Source organism: Enterococcus sp. C74, from assembly GCF_040887125.1.
GTDB classification, from domain to species: Bacteria; Bacillota; Bacilli; order Lactobacillales; family Enterococcaceae; genus Enterococcus_B; species Enterococcus_B hirae.
This window is the reverse complement of the sequence record NZ_JBFOFA010000003.1, coordinates 213,728-230,275: the sequence shown is the minus strand read 5'-3', so window position 1 is coordinate 230,275 and position 16,548 is coordinate 213,728. Positions and strand designations below refer to the sequence as shown.

The following is a 16,548-nucleotide window of genomic DNA, read 5'->3' as shown; positions in this document are numbered from 1 at the left end:
TGCCCGTTAAAGGCACACTTTTAGGGGTAGCAGATTTGAGTACATGATTGCTTATTTTAAGTTTCCTTCAGCATCACGTTCTACTTTCATCGCAGTAATTGGTAAGTAACCGAGTTCTTTCACCGGTCCTTGTTGGATTTCGTCTGTCATCATATAATCTAAAAATTTTTGAACTTCCGGGGAAGGCTCACCATTTGTATACATGTGTTCATAAGACCAAATTTTCCAACTGTTGTCAGCAACATTTTCTTCTTTTGGTTCTACACCATCAATACTTAAAGCCTGTGTTTTATCATCCAAATAAGAAAAAGCAAGGTAGCTGATTGCGCCAGGAGTTTGGCTAACAATTTGTCGAACAGTTCCTGATGAATCCTGTTCTTGTGATTGTACTGGAGTAGCACCATCTAATCCCCACTTTTCAAAAGTAGCTCGTGTACCACTACCATTTGCCCGATTGATGACATTGATTTTTTCATCTTTCCCACCTAGTTCTTGCCAATTGGTAATTTTTCCAGTGAATATATCAATTAATTCCTGTTTTGTAATATTTTTGACGTTCGTGTCTTTATTGACGATTGGCGCCATACCTACCACCGCAACTTTATGATCCTTTATTTTACTTGCATCTACACCTTCTTTTTCCTCAGCAAAGACATCGGAGTTTCCGATCGTCACTGCCCCAGACTCGACCTGACTTAACCCAGTACCACTTCCGCCACCTTGGACAGAGATTTGATAGTTGGGATTTTTTTGGACAAAACTTTCTTGTGCTGCATCGACTAGAGGTTGGAGCGCAGTAGATCCGACAGCCACGATTTTGACTTGATCGCCAGAAGTTGCAGAATTATTTTGTGCTGCGGAGCCATCCGTGCTACCAGAACCGGAACCACAGCCAGCTAACATAAGACCTAAAACACCTAAAGAAAATAATACTTTTTTCATTGATATACCCCTTTCTTATTTACAAGTAAATTGTAGCAATCCACTGTAAATCCTGCATATTGAAGGTGTAAATATCCAGTTAATTTATGTAAAGTTATCGTAAATCGAAGCCAAATAAAAAGGCTTCGTACTTTTTGATGTTGGTGAAATTCACCGACAAATTTTTTATGATGTAAAAACAGAGAGAAGAGCCCCCCTGAAATCCTTTAAACCATGATCCGTCACGTAAAACTATTTTAACCAAAAAAAAACACAGAAAGAAGTTTTCTTCTTTCTGGCCAAATGATTCTAGACTTTCTCTTTACCAACGTAATTTGACAAAAAGCCCAAAAATAAAGGTTAATTTATATCAAAACTAACCTTTAATCCTTTTCTTTCTTCTCTATCTACGATATACTATAATTAAATAAAGGAGCTATGCGCTAACATAGCCCTTAATGTGTAGTCCGTTCAAAGCGGATGGCATTTTTTAACAAGTTTAGAGCCTGTCTACTCTGCCAAAAGTTGAGACGGCTCTATTTTTTTTGTTCTTTTTTGAACTTTAACCATGCTAAAATCGAATCACTAGCTTTCGCTATGGCAGTAATTATTACTGCTGCTGCTCCGATAATAGCAATGATTTGATCCAACGAGAACAAATCAGGCATTTCCTTTCTAAAGAGTACGTCCAACAAGCTAATAAGCCCATAGGCATCACGCCCCCTCAATTGGATTTGCCAAACCGCCACAAACTTTCTACAATCATCATTTGACAAAAAGCCCTATTCAAGTAATAGAATAGCAATTGGGATTAATGATTCTACTATGATTGAAGAAGTAGCAATATGCTATATTTAATGTCATGCAGAACAACACTTCGCAAACAAAGTTACTTTTCAAATTTAGATAAATGGGTTATAATAAAAATGAAAGGGCATGCTGTAACATGCCCAGTGTAGTCCGTTCAAAGCGGATGGCATATATACAAAGCTTTAGAGCCTGTCTACTTCGCCAAAAGTTGAGACGGCTCTATTTTTTTTGTTCTTTTTTGAACTTTAACCATGCTAAAATCGAATCACTAGCTTTCGCTATTGCAGTAATTATTACTGCTGCTGCTCCGATAATAGCAATGATTTGATCCAATGAGAACAAATCAGGCATTTCCTTTCTAAAGAGTACGTCCAACAAGCTAATAAGCCCATAGGCACCACGCCCCCTCAATTGGATTTGCCAAACCGCCACAAACTTTCTACAATAATATTATATCATAGAATAAAGATCTTTAGCTTGCCTAAAAAGGCTATTTGAATTTTTTAAATAGGTTGATTATTATACGAAAAGAGATATTTCCTTTGCGGAATATGTAATACATTCAGTTATTTATTCTTTTATATTTCGATTTGATTTTCTTCATTGTATTCTTCTTCAGGCAACATTGCTTCATTCATATCTTCATCCATTGATTGCGTATCTAACTTCTTACTTAGTGAATACTCCATTTCTATGTTTATTCTAGTTTGTTCTACCACTTTTTCTTTGAGTTCTTCCTTTTGTGGGAAACGAAGCTGTTTTTTCGCTATTTCTAACTTCTCTTCTATTTCCTTAAGTTGTTCTTGCTTTCCTGCCATCCTTTCAGGTATTTTTGTTCAGTGCTTTTAAAACGTCGAATCATGCCAATGCCTATTTTGGGATCAAGTAGTGTGATATAAAAAAGGTTTCCTCTTTCTGGCCAAATGATTCTAAGATTCTCTTCTTCAACATCATTTGACAAAAAGCAAAAAAAACACTGTTCGCTACTATCATTTGCTCACATATTTGCTCACAATGTATTCGCTCACAATGTTTACTTTTTATTGAACCTATTTATTAACTTCGCCGGACAGTTTTTCTTCTATTCTTAATTTTGCTATAGAATAAAAAATGACTGCTAATAAAAACGAAAGAATCGCTAGATAAAAACTTGGTTTAATGGTCAAAAAGTACATCGAAGTTTCCCCTGTATCTTTCAATCCACTTTCACTTAAGCCATTCGGTCCAACAATGATTCGTGGCAGAATAGAAAAAAAGGAAGTAAAAACCAACATACAAGAAAAATGAATCAAATGCCAATTATAACTATTCATAAATTTATTTGTCAAAATCAAGCTCATACTCACTAAAAAATAGAATAGTGTTAAAATTGGAAAATTTTTCGATACTACAATCCCAGTACCATGAATTAGCCCCAAAATTTCTGCTCCCTGAACAACGGCATTCACCCAAGTAAACGGCAACAGCAGAATTGGAAAAAACCAAAAAAATAAATACAATTGTTCAAGTTTTATTTTCTTTTTCATCACTTTACTCCTACGCGATTTTTTCTTTCACCTACTATAAGCGTTTTCTCTAAAAAAATTAGGGGGAAAATCTTTTTTTTTAGAGATAAGGCTATGAGAGTTTATTCATTTAATCTACAAATTTCAAAAAAGTGTTTGATTATTAGCTGGTTGATTTTAGAATGAAAGTAGAAGAAATCGGATTCACCTGATTGGGGGAACACACCATGAAAAATCATGGAAAAAAATTAATTTTGCTCTTACTTTTCATTCCGTATGTGTACTTCTCTTTACTACTAGATTATCGGTATCATTCTGTTTTTGGCTTGATTTTTTTGATTTTTCTGTCTTTTTACGCTGGCTTTAGCTTCCAGAAAAAGCAACAGTTACTCTTTCTCTTCTTTATTAATATTAGTTCAACATTCATTTCTTATTTGATTTGTCACTATTACTCTGATTGGCATTTCTTTTACCAGCCATTCAAACCAACCCAACTGATTTTACTGCTTTCGGTTTTGTATTTGATCCCTCAAATTCTTGGGGCTTTTTGGGCAAGAATTTTCACTCGTTAAATCAGTGAATCGAAAAAATATGACTAGCAAAGGATCGGTAACCACCCAATTTTTATAGAAAATCAGCTATGATTTCTCATTGATCCTTGTAAAAAAGTCTGAAAAATCATAGCACCGAAAGAAGCAAAAAATAAAAATTTACGCTATTCATTAAAGTTCATGCAGATAGATTTTTTTTATAATAATTTTATCAAATAATTGTGATTGACTGTCTTGTTCACCAATAATCTCGGCAATTACTGTACGACTGTTTGGTTTTCTACGTAACTGATAATTGATCTTTCCAGTTGCGGTCAATTCGTTTAACATATCGACCACTCCTCCAAAGCCCGTCTTTTTCGTAATGAAACCTAGTGTAACCATTCGTTCATCTAAATTTTTAGCAGAAATCGTTACACCAGTAATCAAATAACGTTTCAGTGTTTGTACCAGCTCATCTAGACCATCAGAAGTCGAAACGACAGCAGCTGTTTGGTCAGCGTAGTTTCCAAGTAGTTCATTACTTTCTATAGGTGCCTGTACTTCTTCATTTGCCTTCTGACGTAAATCTGCTAATTCTTGTAACAGTGTTTCATATTGCTCTTGTGTCAACATCACTCCTGCAACTTTTTCACGATTAAATATATATACACCGGTTTCAGCTTTTCTTGCCTGATCAAATACATCCATCGGTGATCGTTTTACTTCAGTGATTGAAGATGTAGGAACTTCTAATTTCTTTAAATCCAAAAGACATCCTCCTTTACTCATCTTCTTTATTATAACACACCCTTTTCATATGATAAAAATCAATTTTTCGTATCAATCCAATAATCAATATCTGATAGTAGACGATCTACCCCAAAAGAAGGTTGGTAGAAATAAGTCTTTTGATGTTTACTATTATTTAATGGAAAAAAATGGTCCGTAATAATCAATTGTGCATAACTTGGAGGGATTGATCGAGTACAAACATGTATGGAGGTCCGTTTTCGATGTCGCAAGGTCTTATCCAGAACAGAAGCTAGGCGGCGCGCTTCCTCATGATCGTAACGAAAAAAAAAGACGATTTTTACTTCTGGTGGATAGATTTCCAGGTATCCTCTTTCTTGCAAAACTTTAAGTAAAAGTAGGCCCCATTCATACGATGGATATGTAAGTGCTTGTTGTAAAGCCATCCGGTATTGATAAAGTTTTTCATTAACATTCGGCACCAAACGCAAGCTTTCCTGATACTCATGAAATTCCTCTTTGACTACTCTTTCGTGTAGTCCAATTGAGTAACGGAGCCACTCTTGATAGATAACTCGCGTGATCGTTGTTTTATTCGTACTTTCAAATTCACTAGCCAACCAAAACAACGAATCCAATTTCTCTGTTAAGGTCATTAATTTTCGGTAGATTTTCGTTTCTTCAATTTTTTTCCAGTATTTTTCGATAATGATGTTGCAACTTAAACGAACGATACAGCGGTAATTTTTTTCGCGGACAGATAAACGTTGTTCGTGTCGGAATAACAACTCTGGAAAAAGTTCAAAAAAAAGCGTGCGATGTTCGTCTAATATTTTGATTTCGGCATTTTGGGCACGTGTCTCCAACAAATGGATAAATAATTCGGAAAAAGACTGTTCTGTATCCCCAATAAAAAAGAGGGGAAAATCTTTAAGAAAACAGAAAAAAAGATAGCGTATCTTTCTTTCAGAACCATAAAGTTGTTGTTTTCGATAAGAAAAAGACAAATGATATTCACCCAGCCATTTTCTTAGACGCTCTTGTGAGGAGCGATCATACTCTTGTTGATACTCCGTGTTCAAAATCAAATCCTTCAATAAGCAAAAGGACGAAGAGTGGATCAGAAAATCAAACAACAAATAGGGCTCACTGTAGCCTTTATTATAAATCAGCTTTACGCTTTTTTTATGTTGAATCAATTGGATCGGAAAATCTCCTTCTTCTAATCTTTTTAAATATCGATCGATCGTTTTTACATCAACTAATAGTTTTTCTGCTAGATCCGTTTTTTTCCACGATAAATCTTTCATTTGATGGATCAATATAAATAGATTTTGTACATTTTTTGACAATAATCTTTGCCACTTCATTGGCGTTCCCTCACTTATTTTTTACTGTGTGTTTCAGGAGTACGATCAACTATAGATTAATACATCTCCCTATATATAAATTACGAAAAAAAACATTTTTTCTTCTTTAATTCAAACGAAATTCATTAAATTCTAATTTAACAGATCGAAAAAGTTAACTACTGCTATTTTTTTCTTACCGTCACACATTGAACTGTGCAAAATTTCGTACAATGGGAACAACTATGGTTACTGATTATTTCTTGAATCCCTCTCTCAACTTTTCTCCTGCCATTTTTTCTTTTCATTTTGTCTACATAAATAAAAAAGACAATCTTTAACGACCTTTGCTAAAATTGATTCGCTGAAAAATAGCTGCTTGCCAGTTTTCATTTGAATAAATTTGCTTGTGTTTGTCCTTAAAGATTGTCTTTTTTCTATTTTTACACTCACTCGTTAATCAAGTAACGTTAACAACTTATTTTAAAGTTAAGGCGTTGAGCGCAACGACCACTGTACTTAGTGACATCAAGACTGCTCCCACTGCTGGGCTTAAAATAAGTCCGATCGGTGCTAAGATTCCTGCTGCTAAAGGAATAGCAATAATATTATAACCAGCGCCCCACCAAAGATTTTGGATCATTTTTCTTCTTGTTTCTTTTGCTAATTCTAAGAAATGCAAGATATCTTTGGGGTCACTGTTCGTTAAGACAACATCTGCAGAATCAATCGCAATATCAGTTCCTGCTCCGATTGCCATACCTATCGTTGCCCGTGCTAAGCTTGGCGCATCATTGATGCCGTCACCAACCATGATCACTTTTTTTCCTTGATCAAGATATCTTTGAACGATCGCCTCTTTGTCATCTGGCAGTAGACCGCCGTAATATTCATTGATTCCAAGATATTCCGCTACTGCTTGGGCTGCTTTGGGGTTATCCCCAGTCAACATGACTGGGATAATATTTTTTTCTTTGATCGCTTGGATAAACTCTTTTGCTTCTGGTTTAATGACATCTCCTAGAGCAATCACAGCCACTAATTTATCTGAAACTACTAAAAAGCTGACAGTGTTTCCTTGAGCTTCATAGTTTTTTAATCGTTCAGGGTCGATTTTTAGTCCTAAACGTTTTGCTTCTTTTTCATTAATAATTTTAACATCTTTGTCTTCCACAGTTGCTTCTAAACCAACACCTGCTAAATTTTTTTGTTCCTGTGCTTGATAAGGAGTAATCTTTTTTTCTTTTAAATAATTCATTATCCCAATCGCTAAAGGATGATTTGCATGTGCTTCTAAAGCACCGATATATTTCAAGATTTCTTCTTCTTGATAAGCTTCATCTAAAATCTCAATACCAGTTACAGTAAATTTTCCTTGGGTCAACGTGCCTGTTTTATCTAACATGATCACATCTAGATCATTGGCTTGTTCCATCGCATTCCGATTTTTCAAAAGCAACCCATTTTTAGCTGCGATCGAAGTCGAACGAGCAACGACTAATGGAATCGCAAGTCCCAGTGCATGCGGACAAGCAATGATGAACACGGTGACCATTCGTTCTAGTGCATCTGGTAGATTTGCTAGGAAGAGCCAAGCAATAAAGGCGATGATCCCAACTACTAAAGCCACATAAAATAACCATTTTGCTACTTTATCTGATAGAAACTCTAATTTAGATTTTTCTCCTTGGGCTTTTCGTACCATCTCCATTACTTTTGCAAGGTAACCATTTTCGCCAGTACCTGTTACAGTAATTTCAATTGTTCCGTCGCCATTAATTGATCCACCAATGACCGAATCGCCCACTTGCTTTTTAACCCCTTTGGATTCACCCGTAACAGCAGATTCATCAACAATGGTATGTCCTTTGTCGATCGTCCCATCCGTTGGCATCTTGTCTCCAGCACGAACAATTAGACGATCACCTTCATGGACTTCTTTTAAAGAGACGGTTTCTTCAGTCCCGTCTTTTTTCAATCGTTTTACCGATTCAGGTAATAATTCTGCTAATTTTTGTAAAGCATCGCTGGCATTAGAGACTGCATTCATTTCGATCCAATGTCCCAATAACATGATTACGATTAACGTTGCTAATTCCCAGAAAAAATCCATGACATGTGTATGGGGGTTGATGAGGTTGGCTATAAAAGAATACACACTATAAACATATGCGACGGTAATCCCCATAGCAATCAGTGTCATCATTGCTGGACTTTTTTGTTTCAATTCCATTTTGGCTCCGCTTAAGAATGGTTGTCCGCCATAAACAAATAAAATCGTTGCCAGAACCAACACCACCCAATTAGAACCAGGAAACGTCACTTGAAAAGGAAAGGACATCCCCATCATCGGTGAAAAAAGAATAATCGGAATCGCTAAAATCAGAGAAAGCCAAAATTTTTGCTTAAAGTTCCCCATGTGCATAGAATGATCCATTCCACCCATATTTTCATGACCCATGTGGCTATGATCCATTCCACTCATATTTTCATGATCCATATGGCTATGATCCATTCCGCTCATGTGTCCATGGTCCATCTGTTGATGCCCTTCCATGTGTCCATGCGTATGGTGTTGATCCATATTTTCCATTTTTCCATGTTCCTGTAAATTATTCTTGGTATTCGTTTGTTCTACAGTTATTTTTTCCTCAGGATTCTTTCCAATAGCGCCCTTTTTATTTGTTTCATTCTCAGGATCCATTCCATTATTCATTTTTTTCCTTCCTTTCCTCTGAAACGATTTATTTGATCGTTTTTCGATTTAAGCTTAAAGAATTCAATAATACACTGATTGAACTAAAGGCCATTGCGCCACCAGCAATGATTGGGTTTAAAAAACCAAAGGCAGCAAAAGGAATCCCGATCGTATTATAAATGAATGCCCAAAACAAATTTTGTTTGATTTTTTTTAATGTGGCAGCTGATAAAGAAATCATTTGATTGATAGAAGTTAAATGACTATTCATTAATGTCACATCGGCTGTTTCCATCGCAATATCGGTTCCACTTCCCATTGCAATCCCAACATCTGCTAAAGCTAGCGCTGGGGCATCATTGATTCCATCACCGACCATGCCAACTTTCTTTCCAGCTTTCTGTAGTTTTTCTACATAGTTGGCTTTTTCTTCAGGTAAAACTTCTGCAAAGATATGGTCGGAATCAATTCCTACTTGTTTGCCGATTGCTTGAGCGGCTCGTTGATTATCTCCCGTAACCATAAACACATCTACACCTTTTTGTTGTAGTTGCTCGATTGCTTGTTTTGCATCTTCTTTGATTTGATCAGCAACGGCAATCATTCCAAGAACCTGTTCTTCGTTGGCTAAAAACATAACTGTTTTCCCTGCCTGTTCTAATTCTAACGCCTGTTCTTGAAATTCATCAAATGAAAGGTTCATTTCAGCTAGTCTCTTTCTAGTCCCAGCAAAATAATGAACACCGTTGATCGTTCCACTGATTCCTGCACCAGGATGAGCAACAAAATCAGTGATTGGCTGAGTTTTTGCACCGACTTTTGCACCATAAGCAACAATAGCTTTTCCTAAAGGATGTTCAGAAGCATGTTCAAGGGAATAGAAAAGGGAAATGATCTCTTTGGGACCGATGACATCTGTTACTTCTGGTCGGCCTTGTGTAATCGTTCCAGTTTTATCCAAAATAATACTATTTAGATGAGCGGCTCCTTCTAACGCTTCGCCACCTTTGATCAATATCCCATTATGAGCACCGACTCCTGTTCCTACCATGATGGCAGTTGGTGTTGCTAAACCAAGCGCACAGGGGCAAGCAATGACCAAAACGGACACACTATGAAGTAATGCTAACTGCCAATCCTTCGTGAGCCATCCTGTAACTAATAGTGTCACCAATGCTAAAAACAAAACGATCGGTACGAAAATTCCTGAAATCTTGTCAGCAATTTGTTGGATCGGTGCTTTACTTCCTTGAGCATCTTCCACCATTTGGATGATTTGTGCCAACACCGTATCTTTTCCTATCTGAGAAACTTGTATTTGGATCAATCCATTGGTATTGATCGTTCCACCAAAAACCATATCTTTTTCTTTTTTCTCAACAGGTACACTTTCTCCTGTCAACATGCTTTCATCCAATGCACTAGCGCCAGCAATGATCCGTCCATCTGTAGGTACTTGTTCACCAGGACGAATCACTAAGATGTCATCGATCATGACCTCATCAATTGCAATCGTCTCTTCTTTGCCATCTCTTAAAACTTGTGCTGTTTTTGTCTGAAGGGACATCAACTTTTTGATGGCATCGCCTGTTTTACTTTTTGCTGTATGTTCTAAATACTTTCCAAGTAAAATCAAGGTAATGATCATACTGCTACTTTCAAAATAAAGATCATGGGAATGGCTAGGGAAAAAACCATTATAAATGCTTAATGCGAAGGCTGCAGATGTTCCAATCGCAACTAAGACATCCATATTCGGCGCCTTAGTTTTTAATGCATGATAGGCTCCTTTATAAAAGCGCCAACCTACATAAAATTGCACAGGCGAAGCAAAGAGCAGCTGCACAAGAGGCAGATGGAAGAACGACACAATTGGTCCATGACTTCCAAGCATCATGGCAATCATTGCTAACATCAAGGGTAGAGTTAAGATCGCACTAAAGATAAGATCAAACTTCATTTTTCTTAAATAGGTTTGTTTCTCCTCAGCAATTTTTTGTTTATGCGCTTCGTCATATAAAATTGCCCCATAGCCGATATTTTCGACACTTTTGATCAATCTTTCTGTAGTAGTGTCGATATATTTCACACTTGCCTTTTCAGTGGCTAAATTGACAGTAGCAGACATGACACCAGGTTGTTCATTTAGTTCTTTTTCGATTCGAGCAGAACAATTCGCACATGTCATTCCAGTAATGACAAATGTTTCCATTTTAGTATTCGTTGCCATCAAATCACCTCTGCTTGATAGCCTAATTCATTGATTGCTTGACAAATCTCTGTCGCTTGAACATTTGCTTCATCAAATTTCACAACGGCTTTTTCTTTTTTCAGCTGAACTTTTACTTTTTTGACACCACTGATTCTTCCGACCGCTTCTTCAATCCGAGCCACACAATGGTTGCAACTCATCCCTTTAACTGAAAATTCTTGTTTCATTCTTGTTTCCTCCTTATTACTGTTTCTTACATTCACATTGACCAGGTATACAATTACATTCAATCGTTTCGACTGGCTCTTTTTTATTGAGTTGTTTCATGATCTGCTGAATATCTGCTTGGGTCAATGTCGCTTCTTCAACCAAATCAGCAATCGTCGCACCGACTCTTTTTGCACAAATATGTGAAAAGAGATTTTCAGTAGCACTTCGAACGGTTTCCATCTCGGAAACAGCTGGATGATAAATAAATTTCTTTCCCTCTTGTTCAGTCCAAAGCGCTTCTTTTTTCACCAAACGCCCTAGAAGGGTTTTAACAGTTGCTACTTTCCAATCCATCGAATCAGCTAATATCTGAGTGATTTGTTGGGCATTTGCTTGACCTAAAGTCCAGATAACTCGCATGACTTCCCATTCAGAATCACTGATTTTAATTAATACTCTCTTTTCTTCCATTAGTTTTCCACCTCCATCGATTACATTTGTAAACTTAACTTCGATAATAGATTACAACTGTAATCGTAAATTGTCAACCAATGGGCTTATTTTTTTCAACTGGTTAATATACTTTTGTCGATCACGTTTATTATCTAAAATGAGTAACTTATTTTTTACTTGCAATGTATCAATCAGTTGGAAGATTCGAGGTTCATTCTTTCGCTTAAAACGCCAAACAAAACACAAAAAATCCAAGTATTCTTTATCCAACTTTTCAGTAAAGTCATTAGGCATGTCTGGTCTGGTCGCACGATCTCGCTTTCTTTTTAAAGTTCGTTTGATGACACGAGCCATTGCAAGATACGTTGGCACTCGTAATAAGATGATTTGATCTGCTTCTTGCAGTCTCTTCCTAGCAGTAGCAAGATAGTTTCCTTCGATGATCCAGTTCTCATGTTTAGCCATAAAGTTTTCTTGCTCTAGTTGAAACCAAACTTGTGCCTTTTCACTATAATCTGTACCATGCCATAAAAAATCTAAGGGTAAAAGAGGAATCTTTGCCGTTTCTTGAATAGTTCTTGCCAGTGTCGATTTTCCAGAGCCACTTTGTCCTAAAATTACTATCTTCATCTTATTCCTCCTCCACTCAAAACTTTTTCTTTTTTTATTTATGATAACATGAGGCACAAAAAAAGAGAGAAACGATCGTTTCTCTCTCAGCTCATTATGTTTCAATCAATGTTTCTTTTACATTTTTATTTTTATCACGACGGGCAATCGCTGGTAAGATCATTCCCAACATGATCAAAATAATTGGTGTAACGACATTTGAGATCAACTGGAACCACCAAGCTTTAGGATCAGCCGCATACTCGACTTTGGGAACCATTCCCAGAATACAAGCAAAAGCGGTAAAGGCAAAACACCAAGCACCGAAAATAAAACCAACCTTTGGATTCTTCACGAATTTATACTCAGAAGTAAATTTCTTGTAAGCTTTATTCAACATCATATACGCTAAGAATACCCATAAATAACGCATAGGCATTACTACTGAATTTAAATTAGTCAACCATTTCACTAATTCGTTCATGTCTTTGATTCCAAAAATGGGTAGTAAAATGATGATGCTAACTAAAATCCCAGTCAATAAATAGCCATTGACGAGTGTTCCTTTATTGCTTCGTTTACGTAACCATGAAGGAACAAATTCTGGATCTGCATCTGCTAATAAAATTTTCAGTGGTGCATCGATTGAGAAGGCTAATGCGGAAATTTGACCAACCATATTTGTCAAAGCATAGATGATCATCAACGAATTACCAATGCCATAATAGTTGCCTAGAATTTGGAAAGCACTGTAAGCACCATTTGCCATTAAGTCTTTCGGAATATTGTCACTCGCAAATAACATTCCCATCGCTACAGAACCTAAAACCGCACAAACACCAACCATTGCAGCCAAGAAAATCATTCCTTTTGGAAATTCTTTGGCTGGATTTCTTGTGGAATTAACATAAGGAGAGATTTTTTCTGCCCCACCTACTGCAAATACAAGCATCGAAACGGTCGTAAAATAGCTAAAGTCAAATGTCGGGATGTATGTTTTGACCTGATTCATTCCTGTAGTAGCAAATTCCATATCAGTAGTAATAAATGGAGCTGTTACTGCCATCAAAATAAATAAAAGTGACATGACAAACATCGCAGTTCCTGCTAATCCACCAATGACCTTCAATGTGGATAATCCTTTTGTAGAAAGATACAAGAAGGCTAAGAAAATTACTAAGGAAATCACTGCTACCATTTGAACAGTCATCGTGTTAACAATATTTCCATTTCCTTGAACTGCCCATCCAGCAGCAATCAAAATTGCCTGAGGTTTTTGTGCAAGATAAGGAATGTGGACGACCCAATAAGTCCATGCAGCATAGTATGCCAACCGTTTATTTGATGTCGTATTTTCGACCCAAGAGCTGACGCCACCTTTACTGTCTTTAAATGCGGAACCAAGTTGCCCTACGATCAAGGCATAAGGGATAAAATAAATAGCAAGAATCAATAGCCAAGAAGTAACAACTGAGATTCCTTGTTGCGCATAGTTGTTTACTACATTCCCCATGCCCCAAACCATGTTGAAAGCAATGAGTGCTACGGTAAACCAACGTAGTTGCTTATCGTTCATCTGTTTTCTCCTTTTAAATTTTTTTAAATAAAATATTTATCTATTTACAATCATAAACAAATTCTTATCTATTTACAATAGTTCGTTATTTTATGTGTGTATATTTTTAATTTTCCCACACTATTTTTCCATCTTTTTATCATTTTACACAAGATAACACCTTGTATAAATTAGTTAATCCCTTTCAAACTGAAGGGTGTAAAAGAATTTTCTAAAAATTAGATCAAATAGTTATTTTAATATACTTAATTTCTAATCAAAAAACAACAACCGGTACTACAATTCAAAAATCGTTGCTTTTACATAAAAAAAGAAATTCCCCTTTCATCCGAACAGGCATCAAGCTGACGAATAAAGGAAAATTTCTTTTCTATTAATCAATAACAAACAAAATACACCTATAGAACTTCATTTTAAATACGCATATAAATAGTTTGGTTAAAGATTTTCACTTATTTTCTGATAATCCTACTCCGTAGGCAAGAAAAGTTCACTTTAACGATGCTTGTGTTTAGATCAACAGTCGATCGTTAGAGTTTTAAACATCTCATAGCGTTTAAGACTGCTAGTACAGTGACACCTACATCAGCAAATACGGCATCTCCCATTGTGGCGATCCCGAATGCGCCTAAAATTAAGACAACACTTTTGATCCCGATCGCAAAGATAATATTTTGTTTAACGATTTTCAACGTTTTTCTTGATAAGCGAATAGCATCTGCGATTTTTCCAGGTTCATCATTCATGATCACTACATCAGCCGCTTCGATTGCTGCATCACTTCCAAGACCTCCCATCGCTATTCCGACATCAGCTCTAGCTAGCACAGGTGCATCATTGATTCCGTCACCAACAAACGCAGTCTTTTGCGATGCGTTCGTAAGGATTTGTTCTAATTTAGCCACTTTGTCTTGCGGTAAGAGCTCGCTATAGACCGTGTCGATTCCTAATTCATTTCCAATATGTGTCGCAATTGCTTGTGCGTCCCCGGTAAGCATCACAGTTTGTTTAACTCCAAGTTTTTTTAGTTTTTGTAAAGCTGTTTTTGCATCTTCTTTGATGGAATCTGCAATCACTATGCTTCCAACATACTGTTGATCAATTGCCACATATACTAAGGTACCAACTGCTTGATTGACTGGAAAGGCTATATTGTATCGAGTGAAAAGTTTATGATTTCCTACTAAGACTACTTTCCCATCCACAACTGCCTTGATTCCTTCGCCTAAAACTTCTTCCATTTGATCCGTGGGTAATAATGCTCCTTCATAATCAGCTAAAATCGCTTGTGCAATCGGATGTGTCGAATATTGTTCTACACTTGCAACATATTGCATGAATAAAGGTTCAACCATAGTAGTTTCAATTGATTGAACAGAAAAATCACCTTTTGTCAGAGTTCCTGTTTTGTCAAAAACCATGGTGTCTGTATGAGCTAATAATTCAAGGTAATTACTACCCTTCACTAATACACCCATTTTACTAGCTCCACCAATTCCTCCAAAAAAGCTTAAAGGTACCGAAATTACTAAAGCACAAGGACACGAAATCACTAAGAACGTCAAAGCTCGGTAAATCCATTCATCAAATCCTGTATTTGGTAACACAAGTGGTGGTAAAATGGCTAATAAAACAGCTAATACTACTACCACTGGCGTGTAGTAACGAGCAAATTTAGTGATGAAATTTTCTGCTGGTGCCTTTTTACTACTTGCATTTTCTACTAATTCGAGCAATTTACTAATGGTTGAGTTTTGATAATTTTTTTCTACTTCAACAACTAATGGTTGATTGATATTGATAAAACCACTTAATACTGACTCTCCTTCAAAAACTTCTTTTGGAACCGATTCTCCCGTTAATGCAGAAGTGTCAACTAATGACTGCCCACTGATGACTTTCCCATCTAATGGTACTCGTTCTCCTGGTTTGACAAAAACATGCTCCCCAATCATTACTCTTTCTGGCTGGGTAGTCACCAATCCAGCTTCTGTTTCAACATGAGCCACTTCTGGTCGAATCTCCATCAATGCACGTATCGATTTTCTTGATTGGTTGACTGCAAAGCCTTGGAAATATTCACCTACTTGATAAAACAACATGACCGCTACTGCCTCTGGATATTCACCAATCAACATCGCACCGATCGTTGCGATTGCCATCAAAAAATTTTCATCAAACAATTGACCTCTCGTAATGTTTAATGCAGCTTGTTTAATAACATCAAAACCAATAAATAAATAGACAAGTAAAAATCCAATAAAACGAATCGGTTCAGCTGGAGCCCAAATAAACAACCCTAATAAGCCAATAGCTGATAGGACAATACGAATCAGATCCTTTTTTTCTTCATTTAATGTCGAAGTCACTTCTTCCATCTCTTTTACCTCAACTTCTGGTTCTAATTCCTTGATCACTTTTCTAGTTTCAGTTTCGATTTCACCTATCTTATCCTGATCTGCGTCAATCGTTAATTTACCTACAGCAAAGTTAACATTTGCTTGCTTTACCCCATTGATTTCGTTGATTCTTTTTTCGATTTTCATTGCACAGTTTGCGCAATCCAATCCTTCTAATCGATAGCTTTTCATGCTCTGACCTCCTCACTTTAAACATGAACGTTTATTCATGTATAATTATATATGAGTGGTCACTCATTTGTCAAACTAATACTTCTTCTATTTTTTATCAATCAAAAAAGCATTACCTTTACAATAAAAAAAGCGACTCATAAAGTGAAAACCATATCATCCATTGTAAGAGTACAGGAGTGTCACAAATAAAAAAGAACTGAACAACGGAATCTACACTTGTCCTTACCCGAAATAATCCATACCTAATAGCTATCTTATCAGCAATAAAAAAAATAAGCATTTCTCCTATTTGATTAAAACTCCCCCACTAGCCAAACGAGTGAGGGAG

Annotated in this window: 15 protein-coding genes; 1 reads left to right on the top strand and 14 read right to left on the bottom strand. The window is 36.5% G+C overall.

The features are described 5' to 3' along the window. Positions 1-51: 51 nt before the first annotated feature. The 5 genes from AB3H93_RS05570 to AB3H93_RS05550 all read right to left on the bottom strand — a co-directional run bounded on the left by AB3H93_RS05570 (position 52) and on the right by AB3H93_RS05550 (position 3,257). Positions 52-942, bottom strand: coding sequence for a phosphate ABC transporter substrate-binding protein PstS family protein (locus AB3H93_RS05570; protein WP_034700844.1), 891 nt, complete (start codon positions 940-942; stop codon positions 52-54). 515 nt (positions 943-1,457) lie between these two features. Then, complete coding sequence (locus AB3H93_RS05565; protein WP_368020264.1) at positions 1,458-1,670, bottom strand: hypothetical protein; 213 nt, start codon at positions 1,668-1,670, stop codon at positions 1,458-1,460. 280 nt (positions 1,671-1,950) lie between these two features. Further along, positions 1,951-2,163, bottom strand: a complete 213-nt coding sequence (locus AB3H93_RS05560; protein ID WP_088745556.1) for a hypothetical protein — start codon at positions 2,161-2,163, stop codon at positions 1,951-1,953. A gap of 146 nt (positions 2,164-2,309) precedes the next feature. Further along, the gene (locus AB3H93_RS05555; RefSeq protein WP_063627364.1) at positions 2,310-2,549 is read right to left on the bottom strand and encodes a hypothetical protein; all 240 of its coding nucleotides are present in this window, start codon (positions 2,547-2,549) and stop codon (positions 2,310-2,312) included. A 231-nt stretch (positions 2,550-2,780) separates the two neighbouring features. Next, positions 2,781-3,257, bottom strand: a complete 477-nt coding sequence (locus tag AB3H93_RS05550) for a hypothetical protein (protein WP_010718484.1) — start codon at positions 3,255-3,257, stop codon at positions 2,781-2,783. A gap of 206 nt (positions 3,258-3,463) precedes the next feature. Here AB3H93_RS05550 and AB3H93_RS05545 point away from each other — a divergent pair, with 206 nt between their 5' ends. Further along, a complete protein-coding gene (locus tag AB3H93_RS05545; protein WP_014834534.1) occupies positions 3,464-3,808 on the top strand; it encodes a hypothetical protein in 345 nt (114 codons plus the stop codon). Positions 3,809-3,958: 150 nt separating this feature from the next. Here AB3H93_RS05545 and AB3H93_RS05540 read toward each other — a convergent pair whose 3' ends face one another. From AB3H93_RS05540 to AB3H93_RS05500, 9 genes are all read right to left on the bottom strand, one after another. Further along, positions 3,959-4,537 carry a prevent-host-death protein gene (locus tag AB3H93_RS05540; protein WP_010718485.1) on the bottom strand — a complete coding sequence of 193 codons (579 nt, stop codon included), beginning with the start codon at positions 4,535-4,537 and terminating at the stop codon, positions 3,959-3,961. A 59-nt stretch (positions 4,538-4,596) separates the two neighbouring features. Continuing rightward, positions 4,597-5,889, bottom strand: a complete 1,293-nt coding sequence (locus AB3H93_RS05535) for a helix-turn-helix domain-containing protein (RefSeq protein ID WP_010737923.1) — start codon at positions 5,887-5,889, stop codon at positions 4,597-4,599. Positions 5,890-6,346: 457 nt separating this feature from the next. Then, positions 6,347-8,425, bottom strand: coding sequence for a copper/silver-translocating P-type ATPase CopB (gene copB / locus AB3H93_RS05530; protein ID WP_306453782.1), 2,079 nt, complete (start codon positions 8,423-8,425; stop codon positions 6,347-6,349). Positions 8,426-8,612: 187 nt separating this feature from the next. Continuing rightward, positions 8,613-10,796 carry a copper-translocating P-type ATPase CopA gene (gene copA / locus AB3H93_RS05525; protein ID WP_368020263.1) on the bottom strand — a complete coding sequence of 728 codons (2,184 nt, stop codon included), beginning with the start codon at positions 10,794-10,796 and terminating at the stop codon, positions 8,613-8,615. Next, positions 10,796-11,005 carry a copper chaperone CopZ gene (copZ, locus tag AB3H93_RS05520; RefSeq protein WP_010718490.1) on the bottom strand — a complete coding sequence of 70 codons (210 nt, stop codon included), beginning with the start codon at positions 11,003-11,005 and terminating at the stop codon, positions 10,796-10,798. Before copZ ends, copA begins: the two co-directional genes overlap by 1 nt. Before the next feature lie 16 nt (positions 11,006-11,021). After that, positions 11,022-11,459: a CopY/TcrY family copper transport repressor gene (locus tag AB3H93_RS05515; RefSeq protein WP_053766604.1), complete on the bottom strand. Its 438-nt coding sequence runs from the start codon at positions 11,457-11,459 to the stop codon at positions 11,022-11,024. A 51-nt stretch (positions 11,460-11,510) separates the two neighbouring features. Beyond that, entirely contained in the window at positions 11,511-12,071 is a 561-nt protein-coding gene (locus AB3H93_RS05510; protein WP_368020262.1) for a topology modulation protein, read from the bottom strand. A gap of 94 nt (positions 12,072-12,165) precedes the next feature. Further along, a complete protein-coding gene (locus tag AB3H93_RS05505) occupies positions 12,166-13,626 on the bottom strand; it encodes an APC family permease (protein WP_010718493.1) in 1,461 nt (486 codons plus the stop codon). A 530-nt stretch (positions 13,627-14,156) separates the two neighbouring features. Then, positions 14,157-16,217: a heavy metal translocating P-type ATPase gene (locus tag AB3H93_RS05500; RefSeq protein ID WP_368020261.1), complete on the bottom strand. Its 2,061-nt coding sequence runs from the start codon at positions 16,215-16,217 to the stop codon at positions 14,157-14,159. Positions 16,218-16,548: the final 331 nt, after the last annotated feature.